Raw genomic sequence first — 21,875 nt, forward strand, 5'->3', positions numbered from 1 at the left:
CGCCCTGCCCCCCACCAGATAGCCGACCGCCAGAAACAAGGCCGTCATGCCCGCCAGCAGGATGAACGTCTTGGCCATCTTCCGAAACTCCTTCCAAACCCCCAGATCGTGTGCATGAACGCGCCAGACAAGCCGACAGACGCCATCCCCGGCGGCAAGCCCCGCACCGCACCCCCGCTGACGAAGATCGAGCGGCCGAAACACCCGCCCGCACCACCCGGAAGCGAAGACGGCGGCCCCACCGGCCCCGAGCCCACGCGCTACAACGACTGGGAACGCAAGGGCCGGGTCAGCGATTTCTGAGGGCGCGCCGCGGGGAGGACGCCGTCCTCCCCACACCCCACCTGCCAGAGGCCGAGGGCCTCTGGACACCCATTCGATTGTTGGGGTTTTCGGGAGGGGGCGTCACGGGCGCGCCGCTGATCACGGGCGGGCCATGCCCCCTCCCGCAAACCCCAAAACTGACGGTTTCCAAAGGCCATGGCCTTTGGCAGGGGGTGCGGGGGACAGCGTCCCCCGCGATGCCCCTCAGACGTTGAACCGGAACAGCATCACGTCGCCGTCGCGGACGATGTAGGTCTTGCCTTCCACCCGCATCTTGCCCGCTTCCTTGGCGCCCTGTTCGCCGCCGAGCTTCACGTAGTCGTCGAAGGCGATGGTTTCGGCGGCGATGAAGCCGCGTTCGAAATCGCCATGGATGACGCCGGCGGCCTGGGGCGCGGTCATGCCCTGGGTGATGGTCCAGGCGCGGGTTTCCTTGGGGCCGCAGGTGAAATAGGTGACCAGCCCCAGCAACTCATAGCCCGCGCGGATGACGCGATCGAGGCCGCTGTCGCTGAGGCCCAGGGTTTCGAGGAATTCGCCGCGGTCGGCCTCGGCCATCTGCGCGATCTCGGCCTCGATGGCGGCGGAGACGACGACGGCGCGCGCGCCCTCGGCCTTGGCGCGGGCCATCACCTTCTCGCTGTGCGCATTGCCGGTGGCGGCGGAGCCCTCCTCGACATTGCAGACATAGAGCACGGGCTTGGTGGTCATCAGCCCCAGGCGGCGCGCGGCCTCCTCCTCGCCCTTGGGGACGGCGGTGCGGGCGGGGCGGCCAGCGGAAAGGGCTGGGATCAGCACCTCGACCAAGGCGAGCTGCGCGGCCGCTTCCTTGTCATTGCCGCGCGCCTTCTTCTGGAGTTGCGGCACGCGCTTCTCCAGGCTGTCGAGGTCGGCGAGCATGAGCTCGGTCTCGACCGTCTCGGCGTCGCGCAGCGGGTCCACGCTGCCATCCACATGGGTGACGTCGCCATCCTCGAAGCAGCGCAGGACGTGGACGATGGCGTCCACCTCGCGGATATTGCCGAGGAACTGGTTGCCCAGCCCCTCCCCGCGCGAGGCGCCGCGCACCAGCCCCGCGATGTCCACGAATTCGAGGCTGGTGGGAACGATCTTCTGGCTCTTCGCGATGGCGGCGAGCTGGCCGAGGCGCGGGTCCGGCACCGCGACCCGGCCCACATTGGGCTCGATGGTGCAGAAGGGGTAGTTGGCCGCCTGGGCTGCCACCGTCTGCGTCAGCGCGTTGAAGAGGGTGGATTTGCCCACATTGGGCAGGCCCACGATGCCGCAGTTGAAACCCATGGAATTGGCCTTGGCGGTAAGGGGTGTGTCAGCCGGCGATCGCGGCGGCGAGGTCCTGCACGCGGATGGCGGCCGCGATCCGGGCCGAGGCGTCATCCGTGGGCAGGCTGAGGGCGGCGGCGCGCAGCAGCGGCACCAGCACGGTGGGCGGCAGGCCCACGCGCTTGGTCGCGGCGGCGAGTGCCGCGCCGAGCTCGGGCGCCGGCCCGCCGGGAGCGATGATGTCGGCCGCCTCCAGCAGCAGGGCCGCGCGGATGGCGGCCTCGCCGGCCGCGGCGGAGACGGCGCGCAGGCGCCGCACGTCGGAGAGGGGGCCGGCTTCGGTCGGCGTGGGCAGGCAGGCGCGCAGCCCGGCGGCCGCCTGCGCCTCGGTGGCCGCGAATTGCCGCAGCGCCTGGGCGATGGCGGCGGCGGCATTGGCCATGTCCTCGGGACCGGGCCCGCCGAAGAATTCCTCCACGACCATGGGCTCCATCAGGGGGTCTCCTGGGTCAGATAGGCCACGCGGGTCATGAATTCCTCCGCCTTGCCGGTGGCGAGCAAGGGGGCCGCATCGGCCAGCGCGTCCAGCAGGGGTTCGACCCAGGTGTCGGCCTTGGCGAAATTGCCCAGCACATGTCCGGTCACGCGGTCCTTGTGGCCGGGGTGGCCGATGCCGAGGCGCACGCGGCCGAAATCGGGCGTGGCCAGCGCGCGCTGCATGTCGCGCAGTCCGTTATGGCCGGCGGTGCCGCCGCCCTTCTTCACCCGGACCTTGCCGGGGGCGAGGTCCAGCTCGTCATGCCAGGCCCAGATGTCGGCGGGGGGGATCTTGTGGAAGGCGCAGGCGGCCTGCACCGCCTCGCCGCTCAAATTCATGTAGGTCATGGGCTTGAGCAGCAGCAGGCGTTGCCCGCCCACGCTGCCATCGCAAACCTCGCCCTTGAACTTGGACCGCCACGGCGCGAAGCCGTGGCGGCGTGCGATGGCGTCGAGCGCCATGAAGCCGATGTTGTGGCGCTGCTTCGCATGTTCGGACCCCGGATTGCCGAGGCCCACCCAAAGCCGCACCACGAACCTCCCGGCTTACTTCTTCTTCGCCGGGGCGGCGGCGGCGGCGGCGGCAGGCGCCTTCGCGGCCGGCTTGGCCGCGGCCTTGCCGCCCTTCTTCGCGGGCTCGGCGGCGGCGACCGGGGCGGCCACCTCCTCGACCACGGTCGGCGGGGCGATGGTGGCCACCACGAAGTCGCGGCCGGTGATCACGGGCTTGGCGTCCGCCTTGTCCACCACGGCCGACCAGCGGATGCTGTCGCCGATCTTGGCTTCGGCCAGGTCAATGTGGAAGGTCTCGGGCACCGCCTCGGGGTCCACCAGCACTTCCAGTTCACGCCGGACCACGTTCAGCACGCCGCCCGCCTTCAGGCCGGGGCAGCTCTCCTCATGCTTGAACACGACCGGCACCTTGATGCGGATGCGGGCCCCCGGCGCCAGGCGCTGGAAGTCAATGTGGATGGGGCGGTCGGTCACGGGGTGGAACTGCACCTCGCGCAGAAGGGCGCGCTCGGTCGGGCCGTCCTTCACCACCACGTCATAGACGTGCGACTGCCAGGAGCCCTTGTGCAGCTCCTTCATGATGTCGCGGGGGTCGAAGGCGACCAGCGTGGCCTCCCGCTTCGCCCCATAGACGACACCGGGGACAAGCCCCTCTCGCCGGGTCGCGCGCGCCGCCCCCTTACCGGCACGCCCGCGCGCCTCGGCCTCGATCCGAATGGTCTGGACCATGCCAGAAACTCCTTGCTGCGGGTATGTTTCGCCCCTGCCCAGGCAGATGCCCGAACGGAAGCAGGCGGCCTCCAGGGGTGCCGCCCTGGCGCGGGGTGTAGGCGATGCCGGCGCCGCCGGCAAGGTCTCAGGCGGCGCGCAGGCCCTCTGTCGTGTCCTGCAAGGTGTTGCGGAGGATCACGGCCTCGTTCCGGAGGGCATCGGCCATGCTTTCAAGCTCCGACACCGCCTCGGCCGTGCGCCCCATGCGGTCCACCGCCCGGCTCACCGCCGCCGCGGCGGCTTCGGTGCCCTGCGACACGGTGGCGCTGGCGCCCGCGATCTCACGCGTGGCCGTCCCCTGCTCCTCCACGGCCGAGGCGATGGTGCCGGCCACCTCATTCACCTCGCCCACCACCTGGCTGATGGCCTGGATGGCCGCCACGGCATCAGCGGTCGCGGCGCGGATGGCGCTGATCTGCTGGCCGATCTCCTCCGTGGCGCGGGCGGTCTGCCCGGCCAGGTTCTTTACCTCGCTCGCCACCACGGCGAAGCCCTTGCCGGCCTCACCGGCCCGCGCCGCCTCGATCGTCGCGTTCAGCGCCAGCAGGTTCGTCTGCCCCGCGATGTCGCTGATCAGGCGCAGCACGTCGCCGATGCGCTGCGCGCTATCCGACAGGCCGTTCACGATGGCCCCGGTGCTCTCGGTCTGGGCGGCGGCGCGGCCCGCGACCTGGCTGGCCTGGGCCACGCGCCGGGTGATCTCGCACACCGCCGCGGCCAGCTCCTCCGAGGCGGCGGCCACGGTCTGCACGCCGCTCGCCGCCTCGGCCACGGCGCTGCGGGCGGCCTCGGCCTGTTCCGCCGCGGCATTGGCTTCCCCGCTGATGCGGCGCGCGGCCTCGTCCAGCGCGGCCGATGCCGTGTCCACCTCGCGGGCCACGCCGCCCAGGGCGTGCTCCACGCTGTCCGCGGTGGCGGCGCGGGTGCGGCGGCTGGCGGCCTGGGATTCCGCCTCGCCGGCCAGGCGGCGCTGCGCCTCGACGGCCTCGGCGGCGCGGGCGGCGCGGGCCTCGGCCAGCGCGGCATCGGCCGCCGCCGCAGCCCGGGGCAGGCCACGCACCAGCAGCAGCAGCCCGCCCGCCTCCACCAGCAGGATGGCGGCATGCAGCAGCACCCGGCCGAGATTGCCGTCCGGCACGCCGAACACGGCCATGGGGGCCAGGTAGCTCAGCACCAGGTGGTGCAGGGCGACGGTGACGGTGGCCACCAGCACGGCGCGCCAGTCGCAATAGCCTGCCAGCAGCGCGAGGCCGGCGAAATAGGCCATATGCGCGTCCAGGGTCCAGGCGGCGGGCGCCAGCCAGACCTGGACGGAGATGGCCGCCATCAGCGCCACCGCCATGGTCTGCCCGGCCACGGGGCTGCCGGCGCCACGCCGTGCCGCGAGGCCCGCGGCCAGGGCCAGCAGCGCCACCCCGAGCGTGCCGAGGAGAAGGTCCTCCATCGGGGCGCTGGAGGAGAGCCCGACCAGGGGCGTCAATAGGATCATCCCCGCCATCAGGCACAGGAGGAAGCGGCCCGTCTGGGCGCGGAAATGCGTGAGGTCCATGGTGTAGCCCCTACAGGCACCCGCCGGAGCGGGTGGAGTTGATGGCCAGCCAGCCGCCCGTCTGCCGCAGCAGCGCCATGGGGCTGGCCTGCGGGTGATCGGGCTGGAGGTGGAGAAGGCGCAGCGGTCCCAGGTCACGCCAGCCCGTCACGCGCCAGCCGGCGACGGCAAGCACGGAGGGCGACGCGGCGGCGGGAAGTGTCAGGAGAACCGGCTGCCCCGCGCGCGGCCACAGCACGGCCAGCAGCAGGAAGATGCAACTGGCCCCGAGCAGAACCAGAACGAATGGGTGGCTGGAAGCTTCCTGGTCCCGCATGCGGCAAGAAATGCCAGGAAGTCTTGAAGATTTCCTTGCGTCCGTGCGGCGCCGTGCGGCCCGTCAGGCCGCGCGCGGCCCCGGCCAAAACGTCATCCGCGCGCCCCGGGCCAAAACTTCACCCGCGCGCCCCGGGCACGCCACGCACCCGCCCACCCGGCATGGCGCCCGGGATGGCGGCGGCCATGTCCGCGGCCTCCAGCAGCTTCGGCCAGTTCAGCCCGGTCGAGACGCCCATGCGCTCGAACATCCAGACCGCATCCTCCATCGCCGTGTTGCCCGTTGCACCCGGCGCATAGGGGCAGCCCCCGATACCGCCCGAGCCCGCGTCGAAGACGCGGCACCCAGCCTCCCAGGCAGCCAGCATGTTGGCCAGGCCGAGGCCGTAGGTGTCATGCCCATGGAAGGCGAAGCGGTTGCCCCAGCTCTCGATCGCGTGGGTGAAGACGCGGCGCACCTGATCCGGGGCCGCATTGCCGGTGGTGTCGGCGATGGCCACCTCCATGTCGGCGTCCAGCGCCTGGGCGCGCTCGATCCAGTCCAGCGCCTCGGCCTCCGGCACCACGCCCTCGAAGGGGCAGTGGAAGGAGCAGGAGAGGTTGAAGCGGATCTTCGTGCCCTTCGGCGTCTCCTGCACCAGCTTGGCGAGTTCCGCGAAGCTCTCCATGCGCGTGCGGTTCAGGTTCGCCTTGTTGTGGCTCTCCGTCACCGACATGAAGAAGCCCAGCCGGTCCGCGCCCGCCTGGATGGCCGTGTCGAAGCCGCGCCGGTTGGGCACCAGCACCGTGCATTCCAGCCCATCGAGCTGCTTGGCCGCCTTCAGCACCTCATTCGTGTCGGCCATCTGCGGGATGGCCTTGGGGCTGACGAAGCTGCCCACCTCCATGCGCGTGACGCCGGCCGCGTGCAGGGCGCGCACCAGCGCCACCTTGGTCTCGGTCGGCACCCATTCCTTGATGGGCTGCAGCCCGTCGCGCGGGGAGACTTCGGAGAGGGTGACGTTCATCGGGCTTCTCCCAGCAATTCATGGAACACATGGTCATTGTCCGCCCCCGCCGCGCGGCCGGGCCAGCGGATCATCTCGGCGGGGCTGACGCCGTCGAAGCGGAAGGGGGGTGCCGGGTGCAGCACCTCGCCCAGCAGGGGGTCCGCCACCTTCTGCACCATGCCGCGCGCGAGGAAATGCGGGTCCGTCGCGCAATCCGCGATGTCGTAGAGGCGCGAGCACGGCACCTCCGCCCCTTCCAGCAGCGCCTCGGCCTCCTTGGCGGGCAGGGTGCGCGTCCAGTCGGCGATGGCGGCGTCCAGCTCCGCCGCGTGCTCGCAGCGGCCGCCATTGGTGGCCATGCGCGGATCGGCCGCGAGGTCCGGCCGGCCGATCAGCGCCATCAGCCGCGCGAAGATCAAATCCGAATTGCCGGCGACGCACAGCCACTTCCCATCGGCGCAGGGATAGGTGTTGGTGGGGGCCGCGGTCGGGATGGCCGCCCCCGCCGGCTGGCGCACCCAGCCGAAGAGGCCGTGCTCGGGCAGCATGCCCTCCATCAGCGAGAACACCGAACTCACCAGGTCAAGGTCCAGCACCTTGCCCGCATTGTTCCCCCGCTCCCGCCCCCAGCAGGCCGAGGCGATGGCGAGCGCCGCATACATCCCCGCCAGATCATCGCTGATGGAGACGCCGCAGCGCGGCGGCGGATACTCGCTCTGGCCCGGATTGGCCGTCAGGTGGCGCAAGCCCCCCATGGCCTCGCCGATGGCGCCGAAGGCCGGCTTGTCGCGATAGGGCCCGTCCTGCCCATAGCCCGAAATGCGCGCGATGATGAGGTTCGGGTTCGCCGCGTGCAGCACCTCGGGGCCGAGGCCGATGCGCTCCAGGTAGCCCGGGCGGAAATTCTCCACCACGGCATCCGCGCGGGCGCAGAGCGCCTTCACCCGGCGCTTCCCTTCCTCGCTCTTGAGGTCGAGCGTGACCGAGAGCTTGTTGCGCCCATGCACGCTGAACCAGACGGAATGCCCGTTGTGCTTGGCGCCCCAGCCGCGGAAGGGGTCGCCGCCGGGCGGCTCCACCTTGATGACCTCGGCGCCCAGATCGGCCAGCAGCCGCGTGCAGAAGGGGGCGGCGATGTAGTGCCCGAGTTCCACCACCTTGAGGCCCGTGAGCGGCAGCATCCGTCATCCTTCCCAGATCCGGCCCCCGGCATAGACCCGGCCGCCGCCCGCGACAATTCGTGCGGCACCGGCAACACTTCCGTAACTCGGCCTCCCCACATTGCGGCATGGGATGTGTTCTCCCCCCGAGCACTCCCGTCTCTCCCGGACCTCCCAGGGCGGCGCCTCGCCGCCAGGGAGCCCAACTTCAGGGGGCGGCCGCGCCAAATCTCCCCCCCGACTGCGGCCGCCCCCTGCTTTTCCCCCCTTTTCCGCCTCTCCCGCCCGGCCCAAGCTGCGCGCGGACAGCAGGGGTGCCCACCATGACCGATGAAGAGATCGCCGCCCTCGTGAAGGCCGCGGGGCTGGAGGACACCGCCGCGCGCTACCCGGCCGATGTGCGGGCGGCGCTGGCGCAGCTGGCCCGGCAGCGCGGGCAATTGCCCCGCAGCGGCGACCCCGCGCTGGAACCGACGCCTGCTTTCGTGGCGCCCCGCCCGTGAGCCCGCACCTTCTGACGCTGGCCGAGGCCGCCGCCCTCATCGCCGCCCGCAAGCTCTCGCCGGTGGAGCTGCTGGAGGATTGCCTCGCGCGCATCGCCGCTCTGCAGCCGCGACTCGACGCCTTCATCCGCATGACCATCGCAGAGGCCGAGGCGGCCGCGCGCGAGGCCGAGGCCGAGATCACCCGGCACGGCCCGCGCTCGCCCCTGCATGGCATCCCGGTGGGGCTGAAGGACATCATCGACCTCAAGGGCCACCCCACCACCTGCCATTCGAAGCAGCGCCTGGACCATATGGCCGATGCGGATGCGGCGGTGGTGGCGCGGCTGCGCGCGGCGGGGGCGGTGTTCCCGGGCAAGCTCGCCACCCATGAATTCGCCATCGGCGGACCGGCCTTCGACCTGCCCTTCCCGCCCGCCCGCAACCCCTGGAACCGGGCGCATCATCCAGGCGGTTCCTCCTCCGGCTCCGGTGCGGCGGTGGCGGCGCGCATGCTGCCGGCGGCGCTGGGCACGGACACGGGCGGCTCGGTGCGGCACCCGGCCAGCCATTGCGGCATCGTGGGTCTCAAGCCCACCTATGAGCTGGTGCCGCGCGCGGGCGTCTTCCCGCTGGCCTTCTCGCTCGACCATGTGGGGCCGCTGACGCGCACGGTGCGCGACGCCGCGCTGATGCTGAACGTGATGGCCGATGGCGGGCAGGACTACACGCGCGGCCTGACGGACGGGCTGCGCGGCCTGCGCATCGGCTATGTCCGGCACTTCCATGAGAAGGACCAGCCGGCCTCGGCCGAGATGGCGGCCGCCCTGGACGAGGCGGCAAGGCTGCTGGCGGCCGAGGGCGCCATCGTCATGGACGTGACGCTGCCCAGCCTCGACGAGTTCGCCGCGGTGAACCGCACCATCCTGGCCGCGGAGAGCAGCGTGGTGCACGAGGAATGGCTCAAGACCCGCCCGCAGGACTATGCCGCCGTCACGCGCCGCCGCCTGCTGCCTGGCATGTTCCTGCCGGCGGTGGACTACATGCACGCCGCCCGCCGCCGCACCCAGTTGCTGGCGCGGGTGAACGAGGTCTTCGGCCAGGTGGACCTGCTGCTGACCGCGAGCAGCATGGAGGAAGCCGCCCTCATTGACGACGAGCCCGAGGTGGAACGCACCTATCCCCGCCAGGCCCGCACGCCCTTCAACGTGACCGGCCAACCCGCCATCACGCTGATGAGCGGGCTGTCGTCGAAGGGATTGCCGCTCTCGCTGCAACTGGCCGCGCCCGCCCATGCCGAGGCGCTGCTGCTGCGCGCCGCCCATGGCTATGAGCGCGCCGCCCCCTGGAAGGACTACGCGCCCCCTTGCTGATCCCGGATGGCGCGGTTGTGGCGGTGGGGCTGGCGAGCGAGGCCGCGCTGCTGCCGGCCGGCACGCGCGTGCTGGTCTCGGGCGGCGATGCGGCGCGGCTGGCGGCGATGCTCGACGCCCTGCCCGCCGATGTGACCTGCGTGCTGTCCTTTGGCATCGCCGGAGGTCTGGCGCCGGAGGCCCGCACCGGCGATGTGCTGCTGGCCGGCACGCTGCATGCGGGCCGACCCTTCGCCCCCGATGAGGGCTGGACCACAGCGCTGGCCATCGGCACGGGGGCGCGCGTGGTGCCGCTCGCCGCCAGCGACACCTTGCTGGCCGATGTCCAGGCCAAGCGCGCCCTGCACGCCGCAACCGGCGCCGAGGCGGTGGACATGGAAAGCGGCGCCGTGGCGCGCTTCGCAGCGGCGCGCGGCCTGCCCTTCGCCGTGCTGCGCGCCGTGGCCGATGGGCCGGAGGACGCCCTGCCGCACGCCGCCCGTCACGCGCTGACCCCGGATGGGCGCCCCGCCTTGTGGCCCGTCCTGGCCGGGCTCGCACGGCGGCCCTGGGAATTGCCCGCCCTGATCCGCCTGGGCCGCGCCAGCGCGCGCGCCCATGCGGCGCTGGCTCATTCCATCTCGAGCAGCGCCACGGGAAGCTGAGACAGCGCCTCGTCCAGCCGCAGCCGCCCGCCACGGGCGCGCAGCATCTGGCCCGTCAGCACGTCCCGCCAAGTGGCGGCGGACAGGCGCGCGGGCAGGACGAGATGCGTCTCCACCCAGGCCGCCCCCGGCACCAGCGGCGCCTCGGCCGCACCAAGCAGCGCCGCCGGCAGTCGCGTGGTGATGGCCAGCACCGTGCCCGTGCGGTGCGGGCGCGCGAAGGCCAGGGCGTGCTGCGCCGAGGGGCCCTCGGCCTGGAGCGGCAGGTGGTCGCCCGCCGCGAAGACCTCCGGCCGCGCGCGGCGCAGCTCCAGGGCGCGGGCGATGATGGCCTGCTTCACCCTGCCATCGCGCCAATGACCCAGCAGCTCGGCCGGCGGCACGCCCTGCTCCAGCGCGGACATGCGCGCGGAAAAATCCACCGGGCGGCGGTTGTCGGGGTCCACCAGGGAGAAATCCCAGAACTCCGTGCCCTGGTAGAGATCAGGAATACCCGGCGCCGTGCAGCGCAGCAGCGCCTGGGAGAGCCCGTTCACCGCGCCGGCGGGGGCGAGGCGCATGGCAAAGCCCGCCACCTCCTCCCGCCAGCGGCTGGCGCGGTCCGCGGCCAGCGCCGTGTGGAGGAAATCCTGGCAGGCGGCTTCGTAATCCGCGTTCTCCACGGCCCATTCGGTGCGGCGCTTCGCCTCGCGCAGCGCCTTGCGCTGCCAGTCGGCCAGGCGCGCGGCGAAGGCGGCGACGCCCTCGTCATCGGCGGGCGAAAGATCGAGCGGCCAGGCGCCCACCATCATCTGGTAGAGCATGAGCTGGGCGCTCATCCCCGGCGCGGGCCCGTCGGGCAATTCGCGGCGCAAGGGCGCATTGAGCCGCGTCCAGCGGTCCACCGCCGCCTCCCATTCGCCGGGAATCTCGGACAGCACGGCCAGCCGCGCGCGCACATCCTCGCCGCGCTTGTGGTCATGCGTGGCGGTGGCGAGCATCGCCCCCGGGAAGCGCTTCGCCCGCATGCGCGCGGTGCCGTGGAAGGCGCCGGGCGATACGGCGAAGCGCCCCGGCTCCGATCCCACCTCGTTGCGCGAGAGCATGCGGCCATAGCGGTAGAAGGCCGTGTCCTCCACGCTCTTGGCCGCAACGGGCGCCGAAAGCTGCTGGAAGCGCACCGCCGCCACCAACCTCTCGCGCCGCTGCGCGGGGGGCAGGCTGCGCGGCGGCTCGCCGCCCAGCCAGTCATCGAGCAGCGGCAGCAGATGGCGGCTGGTCGGGCGCAGCGTGCGGCGCGCGCCGGCGATGGCCCAGTCCAGGATGCGCCGGTCCTCCTCGCTGCGCCCGCCCTTGGAGATGTAGAGGCGATAGAGCGGGAAATGCACCAGCACCTCCGCCAGCGCGCGGCGCAGCGCCGTCAGCGAATGGTCGCGCGTGGCGATGTCCTGATTGGCCACACGCTTCAGCGCCGCCGCGGTGGCGTTGAGTTCGGAAGCGAGGTTGTCGCGCAAAATCTGCCGGCGGGCCTCCTGCGCCTCCTCCTCGAAATGCGCGGGGCGGCCGGTGCGCTCGGTCCAGATGCGGGTGAGCGGTTCCTCGCCCGCCGGGTCATGCAGGACGCCGCCCACCTCGTCCATGAAGTCGTAGCCGGTGGTGCCCTGCACCTGCCAATCGGGGCGCAGCGCCTCGAAGGGGGCGAGGATCTTCTCCACCCAGATCAGCGGCTCCTGATCCGGCCGCAGCGTCTGCATGCGACGGTGCAGCTTGCGGCAATAGGCGCGCGGATCGGCCAGCCCGTCCACATGGTCAATGCGCAGCCCGTCAATGGCGCCCTCGGCATAGAGGCGCAGCACGAGTTCATGCGTGGCGTCGAAGACCGCGGGGTCCTCCGCGCGCAGACCGGCGAGGGAGGTGATGTCGAAGAAGCGCCGCCAGTTGATCTCGTCCGCCGCCGCGCGCCACCAGGCCAGGCGGTAATGCTGGCGTTCCAGCAACGCGTGCAGGGCGGCGCGGCCTTCCTCGGTCGTGGGGTCATGGGCGCCGAGCACCATGGCGATCAGCGCCTCGCCCTCCGGCGTGGCCGCATGCTCGGCCAGCGCCAGATGCGCGGCCTGCGCCGCGGCGCGGCTCGATGGGCGCAGCGCGGCGAAGCCCACCGCCGGCCCCTGCCCTTGCAGCAGCGCGGCATGGTGCGGGGCCGCGATGGGGAAGCGGTGCTCGAAATACTGGGCGTGGAACTTGCCCAGCTTCGCGTCGAAATGCAGGCGCAGATCGCCCGAGGCCAGGGCCTCGCCATAGGGCGCGCCCAGGAAGGGGGCCAGCAGCTTGTGGCGCAAGGCGGGGTCGGGCGGCTCCCAGTCAATGTCGAAGAAGGTGGCGTAGGGGCTGTGGCGGCCCCATTCCAGCACATCCAGCCACCAGGCATTGTCGGCACCGCCCACGCCCATGTGGTTGGGCACGATGTCGAGGATGAGGCCCAGCCCCTCCGCCTTCAGCGCGGCGACGAGGCGGCGCAGCGCGTCCTCGCCGCCCAGCTCCGGGTTGATGGCGCCATGGTCCACGATGTCATAGCCATGGGTGGAGCCCGGCCGCGCCTTCAGGATGGGCGAGGCATAGAGATGGCTGATGCCCAGCCGCGCGAGATAGGGCACCAGCGGCACCGCGTCATCCAGCGTGAAGCCCGCATGGAATTGCAGCCGGGCGGTGGCGCGCGGGGTCATGCGCCGAGCAACGCCACGGTGGTGCGCGCCGGAAGCGTGCCGGCCGCGAGCGCGGCGGCGGCCCCTTCCCGCCCCTCGAACAGCAAGGCGCCGCGTGCCGTGCAGGCGGCGGGCGCCTCTCCCAGATTGCAGGCCAGAGTCAGTTCCTCCTGGTTGGACAGGCGCCAGCGCGCCAGCACGGCCTTCTCGCCCACCGCCTCGGCGCCCAGCGCGCGCGCGCCGGGCAGATGCGGGATGATGCGCGCGTGGCGCAGGCCGAGCAGGTGCTTGTAAAGCGCCAGCACCGTCGCATGGGGTTCGCGCGCGGCCTCCGCCACATCCGGGATGGAGGCGGTGAAGGTCGTGGCGTCGTTCGGGTCGGGGATGCGGGCGCGCATCGCGGGGTCCGCGAAGGCGGCGAAGCGCGCGAATTCGCGCCGTCGTCCCTCGCGCACCAACGGCGCCAGCTCCGCATTGTGGTCGGTGAAGAAGAGGAAGGGGGAAGTGGCCCCCCATTCCTCGCCCATGAAGAGCAGCGGGATCTGTGGGCAGAGCAGCAGCAGCGCGGTGGCCGCCGCCAGCGCCTCGGGGTCGGCCAGGGCGGGCAGACGTTCGCCGAAGGCGCGGTTGCCCACCTGGTCGTGGTTCTGGAGGAACAGCACGAAGGCGGTGGGCGGCAGATGGGCCGAGGGCTCTCCCCGCGTGGCGCCCAGATGCGCCGAATGCTGCCCCTGGAAGAGGAAGCCCTGCCCCAGCACGGTGGCGAGCTTGGCCGCGCCATCCTCGGCGAAGTCCTCGTAATAGCCCTCCCGCTCGCCCGTCAGCAGCGGGTGCAGGATGTTGTGGCCGTCATCATTCCATTGCGCGTCGAAGGGGCCGTCCGGCGCCAGGTGGCGCGCGGCGTTGCGCTCATTCTCCAGCACCAGGTGGATGTGGCGGCCGGGAAGCTCCGCGCGGATGCGACGCGCCAGGTGATCCAGCCAGTCGGCGTCGGGAATGGCGTGCACAGCATCGAGGCGCAGCCCGTCGAAGCGGTAGTCGCGCAGCCAATGCAGCGCGCATTCCTCGAAATAGGCGCGCACCGCGGGCTCGGCGAAGTTGATGGCGGCACCCCAGGGCGTGTGCACGCCCTCGTCGAAGAAGCGCTTCGCATAGGCGTGCAGATAGGCGCCATCCGGCCCGAAATGGTTGAACACCACGTCGAGCAGGACCATCAGCCCCTCGCCATGAGCGGCGTCCACCAGCGCTTGCAGGTCTTGCGGCGAACCCAGCGCCGCGTGCGGCGCGAAGGGCAGCACGCCGTCATAGCCCCAGCCGCGCGCGCCGGGCGCCTCGGCCACGGGCATGAGTTCGATGGCGGTGACGCCCAGCGCCTTCAGCCGCGGCAGGGCTTCGCGCACGCCCTCGAAGCCGCCCATGGCGCCGGCATGGACCTCGTAGATCACGGCCTCATGCCAGGGGCGGCCCTGCCATTCGTCATGCCGCCACGAGAAGGTGGCAAGGTCCGTCAGCACAGAGGCCCCATGCACCCCGCCCGCCTGCGCGCGCGAGGCCGGGTCCGGCACCACCAGCCCCGGCGAGACGCGGAAGCGATAACGCGCGCCCTCCCCCACCGGCGCGTCCAGCGTGAACCAGCCCTGCGCCTGCGCGGCCATGGGGATGGGGGCCTGGCCCTCCACCTCCAGCAGCACCGCGTCGCTGTCCGGCGCCCAGAGGCGGAAGCGCGTGCCGCCGCCGGGCCGTGCCACCGGCCCCCAGAGCGTGGTCATTCGGGCGGCAACCGGGTGGCCATCAGCACCACCGAATGCGCCGCCACCAGCACCGAGCGCCCGGCTGCCGGGTGTTCGGCGAGATCCGGATGGGCGCTGTCCAGCACCATGGTCCAGTCCATCGCGGGCTCGGGCAGGGTGAAGCGGTGGCCGTCGGAATCCGCGTTCAGCAGCAGCAGCACCGCATCCACATGCCCCTCCGGCGCCACCACCGCACGGCGCAAGATCAATGTGCGCGCCTCCGGCTCGGCCCAGGCCTCGGGCGTCATCCCCTGGCCGTGCTGGTCGAACCAGCCGATGGCGGAAAGGCCGGGACGCAGCTCCGCCTCGCCATGCTCATAGACCGCCGGGCGCAGCGGCGGCAGTTGCTGGCGCAGGCCAGCGAGGCGCGCGGTGAAGCGTTGGAGGGATTGCGCCTCCTCCGTCTCCGCGTGTTCCCAGTCGAACCAGGAGATGTCGTTGTCCTGGCAATAGGCGTTGTTGTTGCCGCCCTGGCTGCGCGCCATCTCGTCGCCGCCCAGCAGCATGGGCGTGCCGGCCGAGGCGAAGAGCGTGGTCAGCATGGCGCGCGCCACACGGGCGCGGGTGGCGCGGATGCCCGCATCCTCCGTCTCGCCCTCATGGCCCCAGTTGCGGCTGTGGTTGTCGGAATGGCCGTCGCGGCCATCCTCGCCATTGGCCTCGTTGTGGCGCTGCTCATAGGCCGTGAGGTCATAGAGGGTGTAGCCGTCATGGCTCGCCAGGAAGTTGACGCTGGCCCAGGGGCGGCGGCGGCGGCGATCAAACATCTCGGCCGAGCCAGTCAGCCGCGCCGCGAGGTCGCTTCGCATGCCGCTGTCGCCCCGCCAGAAGCGGCGCACGCCATCGCGATAGCGGTCATTCCACTCGGCCCAGCCGGGCGGGTGGTTGCCCACCTGATAGCCGCCCGGCCCGATGTCCCACGGCTCCGAGATCAGCTTCACGCGCGCCAGCACGGGGTCCTGGCGGATGGCGTCGAAGAAGCCGCTGCCGGGGTCGAAGCCATGCGCCTCGCGCCCCAGGATGGTGCCGAGGTCGAAGCGGAAGCCGTCGATGTGGAAGTGCTGCACCCAGTAGCGCAGGCTGTCCATCACCATCTGCAACACGCGCGGGTGGCTGATGTTCAGCGTGTTGCCCGTGCCGGTGTCGTTGATGAGGTGGCGCGGGTTGTCGGGCAGCAGCCGGTAGTAGGAGGCGTTGTCCAGGCCGCGCCAGGAGAGCGTCGGCCCCAGCTCGCTGCCCTCGCAGGTGTGGTTGTACACCACATCCAGGATCACCTCGATGCCCGCGGCGTGCAGGCGGCGCACGGCCACCTTCAGCTCGTTCCGCATCCAGGGCTCGATGAGGTAGCGCGGCTCGGGCGCGAAGAAGGAGAGGGTGGAATAACCCCAGTAGTTCCTGAGGCCCTTCTCCACCAGGAAGCGGTCCTGGAGGAAGGCATGGATGGGCAGCAGTTCCACCGCCGTCACGCCGATGCGCTTCAGGTGCTCGATCATGCCCGGATCGGCGAGCGCGGCGAAGGTGCCGCGCTCGCGGGGTGCCACGTCCTCGCGCAGCTTGGTCAGGCCGCGGACATGCGCCTCGTAGATGACGGTGCGGTCCCAGGGGATTTCCGGCGGGCGGTCGTCGCCCCAGTGGAAGCTCTCATCCACCACCACGCCCTTGGGCATGGCGGGCGCGCTGTCGCGCCGGTCGAAGGTGAGGTCCCCGCGGCCCGCGCCGAGGCGATAGCCGAACAGCGCATCGGACCAGCGCACCTCGCCCGAGAGCTGCCGCGCATACGGGTCCAGCAGCAGCTTGTTCGGATTGAAGCGGTGGCCGTTGCGCGGATCATAGGGACCATGCGCGCGATAGCCATAGAGCATGCCCGGCCGCGCCTCGGGCAGGTAGCCGTGCCACACCTCGTCGGTGCATTCGGGCAGGGGCAGGCGCGCGATCTCGCGCCGGCCGGCCGGGTCGAAGAGGCACAGGTCAATGCGCTCGGCATGGGCCGAGAACACCGCGAAGTTCACGCCGAGCCCATCCCAATGGGCGCCGAGCGGGTCCGCGCGGCCAGGCAGCAGCCGGTCCGGGAGGGGGGCCATCCTAGGCGCGCCGCCCCAGGACCAGGGTGGCCAGCGGCGGCAGCGTCACCGTGACCGATTGCGCGAAGCCGTGCGCCCCATGGGGCTCGGCCCTCACCGCGCCGCCATTGCCCATGTTCCCGCCGCCATAGAGGCCGGCATCTGTATTGAGCAGCTCGGCCCATTCGCCCGTGGCGGGGACGCCCAGGCGATAGCCGTGCCGGGGCACGGGTGTCATGTTGCAGGCGACCAGCACGGGTTCGTCTCCTTCCGCGCCCAGCCTGAGCCAGGCCAGCACGCTGTGATCGGCATCGTCGGCGGTGATCCAGCGGAAGCCCTCGGGCCGCGCATCGGCGCGGTGCAAGGCGGGCTGCGCGCGGTAGAGGGCATTCAAGTCCCGCAGCAGGTGCTGCACGCCGCGATGCGCGGGCTGGTCCAGCAACGGCCAGGCGAGGGCGGCGTCGTGGTTCCATTCGGCGGGCTGTGCCAGCTCATTGCCCATGAAGAGCAGTTTGCGGCCCGGGTGCATCCACATGAAGCCCAGATAGGCGCGGAGATTGGCCAGCTTCTGCCATGGGTCGCCGGGCATCTTGCCCAGCAGCGAGCCCTTCCCATGCACCACCTCGTCATGGCTGATGGGCAGGATGAAGTTCTCGCTCCAGGCATAAACGAGGCCGAAGGTCATGGCGCCATGATGGTGGCGACGATGGATCGGCTCCTGGTGCATGTAGCCGAGCGTGTCGTTCATCCAGCCCATGTTCCACTTGTAGTGGAAGCCCAGGCCGCCCTCGTCCACCGCCTTGGTCACGCCGGGCCAGGCGGTGCTCTCCTCCGCGATCATCACCGCGCCGGGGCAACGTTCGCGCACGATGGTGTTCAATTCGCGCAGGAAGGCCACGGCCTCCAGATTCTCGCGCCCGCCATGGCGGTTGGGAATCCATTCGCCCTGCGGCCGCGAATAGTCACGGTAGAGCATGGAGGCCACCGCATCCACGCGCAGCCCGTCCACATGGAAGCGTTCCAGCCAGTGCAGCGCGGAGGAGATCAGGAAGGACCGCACCTCGTTCCGCCCGAAATTGTAGATGGCGGTGTTCCAGTCGCGGTGGAAACCCTCGCGCGCATCGGCGTGCTCATAGAGCGGGCTGCCGTCGAAGCGATACAGCCCGTGCGGGTCGGTCGGGAAATGCGCCGGCACCCAGTCGAGCAGCACGCCGAGCCCCGCCGCATGGGCGCGATCCACGAAGCGCGCGAAGCCCGCCGCATCGCCGAACCGCGCGCTGGGCGCGAAGAGCGACAGCGGCTGGTAGCCCCAGGAACCGCCGAAAGGGTGCTCCGTGATGGGCAGGAATTCCAGATGCGTGAAGCCCAGCCCCTGCGCGTAAGGGATCAGGCGGTCGGCCAGCCGGTCCCAGTCGGGCGCGTCGCCATTCGCATCGCGCCACCAGGAACCGGGATGGACCTCGTAGATGGAGATCGGTGCGTCCAGTGCCTGGCGCGCCTCGCGGCCGGCCATCCAGGCCTCATCCGTCCAGTGGAAAGGTGCGGCGTCCGGCACGCGCGAGGCGGTGGCGGGCGGCGCCTCGGTGGAAAGCGCCACCGGGTCCGCCTTCAGCGGCAGCACGGAACCATCGGCGGCCAGCATCTCGTAACTGTAGGCGGTGCCGGGGGCGAGGCGCGGGACGAACAGCTCCCACACCCCCGCCTCGCGCCGCAGCCGCATGGGGTGGCGGCGGCCATCCCAGCCGTTGAAGTCGCCCACCACGGAGACGCGGCGCGCATTGGGCGCCCAGACGGCGAAGCGCACGCCGGGGATGCCCTCGATCTCCATGGGCTGCGCGCCGAAGACGCGGCCCATCTCGAAATGCCGGCCCTCGGCCAGCAAATGCAGGTCCAGCGGCCCCAACAGCAGGCCGAAATCATAGGGGTCCTCGGTCTCCTGGACCGAACCGGGCCATTCGATCCGCAGCCGGTAGGGCGCCTCCCGCGCCGGGCCGGCAAACAGGCCGCCGGGGTGGACGGGTTCCAGCCGGCCCATTTCCTGCCCGCCCTCGCGCGCCAGCAGCGTCACGGCGCGCGCGCCGGGTTGGAAGGTGCGAACCTCCCCGCCCTGACGGCCCAGGATGGCGAAGGGGTCTCCGTGATGGCCGGTAACCAGCTCCTCCAATCCTGCGATCATGATGTCATCCTTTCGGCGAGCTCCACGAGGCCGCGCAAGGGAACGCCGATCCAGGTGGGGCGGTTGGCGGCCTCGTAACGTATTTCGTAGGCGGCCTTCTCCAGCAGGAAGAGGTCGAGCAGCGCGGCCTCCGCCCCCGCCGGCACCCAGGGCTCGGGTGCCGCGGCATGCACCTCGCGATAGGCGTCGAGGAAGACCGTCGCGGTCTCCTGCTTCCAGCGCGCGAAGAGGGCGGCGCGGCGATCGGCCGGGGCCGCGGCCACGGTGTCGTTGCCCTCGCCCACATGCGCCGCGTAGTCGAGGCTGCGGAGAAGCCCCGCCACGTCCCGCAGCGGGCTGCCCTTGGCGCGGCGTTCCTCCAGCGTGCGCGCGGGCTCGCCCTCGAAATCCACGATCACGGCATCGCCCTGGGCCACCAGCACCTGGCCCAGGTGGAAGTCGCCATGCACGCGCGTCTTGAGCGCGCCCTCCGCCGATTGCGCGAGGCGCTTGGCCGCCTCGTGCAGGGCCTTGCGCTTCCCGATGACGAAGCGGGCACGTTCGGCATCCGCCTCATCCAGCTCGGCGCGGGCCAGCAGGTCCAGCGCGGGGTCGAGCTGTTCCAGCACGCCCTTCGCCCAGGCCGCACGGTCGGCCTCGGTGGCGGTCTCCGGGGCGAAGGCCTCGTCGCGGCTGGCCGAGGCCAGGGTGGCGTGGAGCTCGCCCAGGCGGCGGCCCAGCAGCGCGGCAAAGCCCTGGTAGCCCGCGAAGACATCCTCCGGCGTTTCGTCATGCAGCGCCGCGTCGTCAATGGCGCGGCCCAGCCAGTCGAGCGTCCAGCCCCAGCCATCGCCCTGGTTGCGGACGAAGCCCTGCACCAGCATCAGCGTGTGCGGCATGCCGTCGGGGGACACGCGCACCACCTCGCCCAGCAGGGGCGCGATGTTGGCGAAGCCCGCCTCGGTCAGGTGGCGCGTCATCTCCGCCTCCGGGTGGATGCCCGGGTTGATGCGGCGGATGATCTTCAGCACCACCTGCTCGCCATAAATCAGGGAGGAGTTGGACTGCTCCGCGGAAAGCCGCCGCACTTCGGCGGCTTCCGGCATCACGATGTCGGTGAGGCGCGAGGTGGCGTTGAAGCGGATCTCCCCCGCATCGCTGTTCAGGCGCAGCCCGGCGCGCAAGGCGGACAGCACGGCGGCCGGCATGCGGTCATCGGCGAAGGCGTCGGTGAGGTAGCCCACGCGCCGCCCCTGCCGCAGCCGGGCCAGCGCCAGCTGCGAGGAGAGCGGGCCGCTGCCCTCCATGTCCTCCATGCCGGCCAATGGCAGGGCGTAGCGCTCGGTGCGGCCGGGGAGGTTCACCTCCACCTCGGCCATCACCACCGCACCCTGCGTCTCGGGCAGTGTCGCGATGGCGTCGAGGCGCAGCGCGCCGAGCTTCTCTCCCTTCGACGCGAACCAGCGCCGCTTGGGCAGGTATTCGGGCAGCACCTGCTGCTCCAGCTCCGCCCTCGTGGTGGCGCCCAGCATCTCCTTCACATTGGCGCGCAGCACCAGCGTGCGCAGGTCCGGCAGGGGCTCCGGCGAGGGCGTGTGCCAGGCCGGCAGCGCCTGGTCCGCCGCCAGCACGAACCAGTAGAAGCCATAGGGCGGCAGCGTCAGCAGGTAGGGAAGCTGGCCCACGGGCGGGAAGCTCGTGCCACCCAGCATCTCCACCGGCACGCGGCCGGCCATGGCCGAGAGGTCCAGCTCCACCGCCTGGGCCGAGCGCGAGAGATTGAACACGCAGAGAATCGTGTCCTCCTCATACTCGCGCACATAGGCCAGCACCTTGCGGTTCGCAGGGTAGAGCAGCCGCATGCCGCCGCGGCCAAAGGCCTGGCTGCGCTTGCGCACGCCCAGCATGCGGCGCATCCAGTTCAGCAGCGAATGCGGGTCGCGCGCCTGCATCTCCACATTCACGGCCTGGAAGCCGTACATCGGGTCCTGCAGGGGCGGCAGCACCAGGGCGGCGGGGTCGGCGCGGCTGAACCCGCCATTCCGGTCGGGCGACCACTGCATGGGCGTGCGCACGCCGTCACGATCGCGCAGGAAGATGTTGTCCCCCATGCCGATCTCGTCGCCGTAGTAGATGACGGGCGTGCCGGGCATGGAGAGCAGCAGCCCGTTCATCAGCTCGATGCGCCGGCGGTCGCGTTGCAGCAGCGGCGCCAGGCGACGGCGGATGCCGAGGTTGATGCGCGCGCGGTTGTCCGCGGCATAGGTGCTCCAGAGGTAGTCACGCTCCTTGTCGGTCACCATTTCGAGCGTCAGCTCGTCATGGTTCCGCAGGAAGATGGCCCATTGGCAGCCCTCGGGGATGTCCGGCGTCTGGCGCAGGATGTCCGTGATGGGGAAACGGTCCTCCTGCGCGATGGACATGTACATGCGCGGCATCAGCGGGAAGTGGAATGCCATGTGGCATTCATCGCCCTCGCCGAAATAGACCTGCGTGTCCTCGGGCCACTGGTTCGCCTCGGCCAGCAGCATCTTGTCCGGGAAGTCCTGGTCCAGCTTGGCGCGGATGCGCTTCAGGATGGCGTGGGTCTCTTCCAGGTTCTCGTTGTTGGTGCCCTCGCGCTCCACCAGGTAGGGCACGGCGTCGAGCCGCAGCCCATCCACGCCGATGTCGAGCCAGAACTTCATGGCCCCCAGCACTTCGGTCATCACGCGCGGGTTGTCGAAGTTCAGGTCGGGCTGGTGGCTGTAGAATCGGTGCCAGAAATAGGCCTTCGCCTTGTCGTCCCAGGTCCAGTTGGACTTCTCGGTGTCGCAGAAGATGACGCGCGTGCCGTCATACTTCTCGTCCGTGTCGGACCACACATAGAAATCCCGCGCGGGCGAGCCGGGCTTGGATTCGCGGGCCTTCTGGAACCACGGGTGCTGGTCGCTGGTGTGGTTGATGACCAGCTCCGTGATGACGCGCAGGCCGCGCGCATGCGCCTCGCGCACGAAGCGCTTGGCGTCGCGGAGATTGCCGTAGCTCGGGTTCACGCCGCGGTAGTCCGCGATGTCATAGCCATCATCGCGCAGCGGGCTCGGGTAGAAGGGCAGCAGCCACAGCGTGTCCACGCCGAGTTCCGAAATGTAGTCCAGCTTCTGCATCAGCCCGGCGAAATCGCCGATGCCGTCGTCATTGCCGTCGAAGAAGCTCTTGACGTGAAGCTGGTAGATGACCGCGTCGCGGTACCAGTGCGGATCCTGCGCCAT

The 21,875-nt window shown here is 71.1% G+C and carries 17 protein-coding genes; 4 read left to right on the forward strand and 13 right to left on the reverse strand.

From position 1 onward, the window contains the following. The first annotated feature begins 114 nt into the window (after positions 1-114). Positions 115-303 carry a DUF1674 domain-containing protein gene (locus ICW72_RS08390; protein ID WP_223880918.1) on the forward strand — a complete coding sequence of 63 codons (189 nt, stop codon included), beginning with the start codon at positions 115-117 and terminating at the stop codon, positions 301-303. Positions 304-528: 225 nt separating this feature from the next. Here ICW72_RS08390 and ychF read toward each other — a convergent pair whose 3' ends face one another. The 8 genes from ychF to ICW72_RS08430 form a co-directional block, all read right to left on the reverse strand. Continuing rightward, positions 529-1,623: a redox-regulated ATPase YchF gene (ychF, locus tag ICW72_RS08395; protein ID WP_191085777.1), complete on the reverse strand. Its 1,095-nt coding sequence runs from the start codon at positions 1,621-1,623 to the stop codon at positions 529-531. Between the two features lie 28 nt (positions 1,624-1,651). Next, positions 1,652-2,098 carry a hypothetical protein gene (locus tag ICW72_RS08400; RefSeq protein WP_191085778.1) on the reverse strand — a complete coding sequence of 149 codons (447 nt, stop codon included), beginning with the start codon at positions 2,096-2,098 and terminating at the stop codon, positions 1,652-1,654. Then, a complete protein-coding gene (pth, locus tag ICW72_RS08405; RefSeq protein WP_191085779.1) occupies positions 2,098-2,673 on the reverse strand; it encodes an aminoacyl-tRNA hydrolase in 576 nt (191 codons plus the stop codon). The genes ICW72_RS08400 and pth overlap by 1 nt, the downstream gene beginning before the upstream one ends. A 15-nt stretch (positions 2,674-2,688) precedes the next feature. Beyond that, positions 2,689-3,384, reverse strand: coding sequence for a 50S ribosomal protein L25/general stress protein Ctc (locus ICW72_RS08410; protein ID WP_191085780.1), 696 nt, complete (start codon positions 3,382-3,384; stop codon positions 2,689-2,691). A gap of 127 nt (positions 3,385-3,511) precedes the next feature. Continuing rightward, complete coding sequence (locus ICW72_RS08415; protein WP_191085781.1) at positions 3,512-4,975, reverse strand: methyl-accepting chemotaxis protein; 1,464 nt, start codon at positions 4,973-4,975, stop codon at positions 3,512-3,514. 10 nt (positions 4,976-4,985) lie between these two features. Beyond that, on the reverse strand, positions 4,986-5,291 hold the full coding sequence (locus ICW72_RS08420; RefSeq protein ID WP_191085782.1) for a hypothetical protein: 306 nt from the start codon (positions 5,289-5,291) through the stop codon (positions 4,986-4,988). Between the two features lie 118 nt (positions 5,292-5,409). Continuing rightward, on the reverse strand, positions 5,410-6,297 hold the full coding sequence (locus ICW72_RS08425) for a hydroxymethylglutaryl-CoA lyase (RefSeq protein ID WP_191085783.1): 888 nt from the start codon (positions 6,295-6,297) through the stop codon (positions 5,410-5,412). Further along, a complete protein-coding gene (locus ICW72_RS08430; RefSeq protein ID WP_191085784.1) occupies positions 6,294-7,460 on the reverse strand; it encodes a CaiB/BaiF CoA transferase family protein in 1,167 nt (388 codons plus the stop codon). Before ICW72_RS08430 ends, ICW72_RS08425 begins: the two co-directional genes overlap by 4 nt. Positions 7,461-7,762: 302 nt before the next feature. Between ICW72_RS08430 and ICW72_RS08435 the strand changes: the two genes are divergently transcribed. The 3 genes from ICW72_RS08435 to ICW72_RS08445 are packed head-to-tail and all read left to right on the forward strand — an operon-like array spanning position 7,763 to position 9,938. Beyond that, entirely contained in the window at positions 7,763-7,942 is a 180-nt protein-coding gene (locus ICW72_RS08435; protein WP_191085785.1) for a hypothetical protein, read from the forward strand. Next, on the forward strand, positions 7,939-9,294 hold the full coding sequence (locus tag ICW72_RS08440; RefSeq protein ID WP_191085786.1) for an amidase: 1,356 nt from the start codon (positions 7,939-7,941) through the stop codon (positions 9,292-9,294). The genes ICW72_RS08435 and ICW72_RS08440 overlap by 4 nt, the downstream gene beginning before the upstream one ends. Next, a complete protein-coding gene (locus ICW72_RS08445) occupies positions 9,288-9,938 on the forward strand; it encodes a phosphorylase family protein (RefSeq protein ID WP_191085787.1) in 651 nt (216 codons plus the stop codon). The genes ICW72_RS08440 and ICW72_RS08445 overlap by 7 nt, the downstream gene beginning before the upstream one ends. Here the strand turns inward: ICW72_RS08445 and treY are convergent. The 5 genes from treY to treS are packed head-to-tail and all read right to left on the reverse strand — an operon-like array spanning position 9,905 to position 21,875. Continuing rightward, entirely contained in the window at positions 9,905-12,640 is a 2,736-nt protein-coding gene (gene treY / locus ICW72_RS08450) for a malto-oligosyltrehalose synthase (RefSeq protein ID WP_191085788.1), read from the reverse strand. The two genes, ICW72_RS08445 and treY, sit on opposite strands and share 34 nt — an antisense overlap. Then, complete coding sequence (gene treZ / locus ICW72_RS08455; RefSeq protein ID WP_191085789.1) at positions 12,637-14,388, reverse strand: malto-oligosyltrehalose trehalohydrolase; 1,752 nt, start codon at positions 14,386-14,388, stop codon at positions 12,637-12,639. Before treZ ends, treY begins: the two co-directional genes overlap by 4 nt. After that, positions 14,385-16,490 (reverse strand): glycogen debranching protein GlgX, encoded by a 2,106-nt coding sequence (gene glgX, locus ICW72_RS08460; RefSeq protein WP_191085790.1) that lies wholly within the window; start codon positions 16,488-16,490, stop codon positions 14,385-14,387. Before glgX ends, treZ begins: the two co-directional genes overlap by 4 nt. A 1-nt stretch (position 16,491) precedes the next feature. Further along, positions 16,492-18,645 carry a 1,4-alpha-glucan branching protein GlgB gene (gene glgB / locus ICW72_RS08465; RefSeq protein ID WP_191085791.1) on the reverse strand — a complete coding sequence of 718 codons (2,154 nt, stop codon included), beginning with the start codon at positions 18,643-18,645 and terminating at the stop codon, positions 16,492-16,494. Beyond that, a complete protein-coding gene (gene treS / locus ICW72_RS08470; protein WP_191085792.1) occupies positions 18,642-21,875 on the reverse strand; it encodes a maltose alpha-D-glucosyltransferase in 3,234 nt (1,077 codons plus the stop codon). The genes glgB and treS overlap by 4 nt, the downstream gene beginning before the upstream one ends.

The sequence above is a fragment of the Roseococcus microcysteis genome, assembly GCF_014764365.1.
Lineage (GTDB): Bacteria > Pseudomonadota > Alphaproteobacteria > Acetobacterales > Acetobacteraceae > Roseococcus > Roseococcus microcysteis.

Coding starts and splice junctions, on each gene's coding strand:
- ICW72_RS08390 (WP_223880918.1), top strand. CDS start 115: ATGAACGCGCCAGACAAGCCGACAGACGCCATCCCCGGCGGCAAGCCC.
- ychF (WP_191085777.1), bottom strand. CDS start 1,623: ATGGGTTTCAACTGCGGCATCGTGGGCCTGCCCAATGTGGGCAAATCC.
- ICW72_RS08400 (WP_191085778.1), bottom strand. CDS start 2,098: ATGGAGCCCATGGTCGTGGAGGAATTCTTCGGCGGGCCCGGTCCCGAG.
- ICW72_RS08410 (WP_191085780.1), bottom strand. CDS start 3,384: ATGGTCCAGACCATTCGGATCGAGGCCGAGGCGCGCGGGCGTGCCGGT.
- ICW72_RS08415 (WP_191085781.1), bottom strand. CDS start 4,975: ATGGACCTCACGCATTTCCGCGCCCAGACGGGCCGCTTCCTCCTGTGC.
- ICW72_RS08420 (WP_191085782.1), bottom strand. CDS start 5,291: ATGCGGGACCAGGAAGCTTCCAGCCACCCATTCGTTCTGGTTCTGCTC.
- ICW72_RS08425 (WP_191085783.1), bottom strand. CDS start 6,297: ATGAACGTCACCCTCTCCGAAGTCTCCCCGCGCGACGGGCTGCAGCCC.
- ICW72_RS08430 (WP_191085784.1), bottom strand. CDS start 7,460: ATGCTGCCGCTCACGGGCCTCAAGGTGGTGGAACTCGGGCACTACATC.
- ICW72_RS08435 (WP_191085785.1), top strand. CDS start 7,763: ATGACCGATGAAGAGATCGCCGCCCTCGTGAAGGCCGCGGGGCTGGAG.
- treY (WP_191085788.1), bottom strand. CDS start 12,640: ATGACCCCGCGCGCCACCGCCCGGCTGCAATTCCATGCGGGCTTCACG.
- treZ (WP_191085789.1), bottom strand. CDS start 14,388: ATGACCACGCTCTGGGGGCCGGTGGCACGGCCCGGCGGCGGCACGCGC.
- glgX (WP_191085790.1), bottom strand. CDS start 16,490: ATGGCCCCCCTCCCGGACCGGCTGCTGCCTGGCCGCGCGGACCCGCTC.
- glgB (WP_191085791.1), bottom strand. CDS start 18,645: ATGATCGCAGGATTGGAGGAGCTGGTTACCGGCCATCACGGAGACCCC.
- treS (WP_191085792.1), bottom strand. CDS start 21,875: ATGGCGCAGGATCCGCACTGGTACCGCGACGCGGTCATCTACCAGCTT.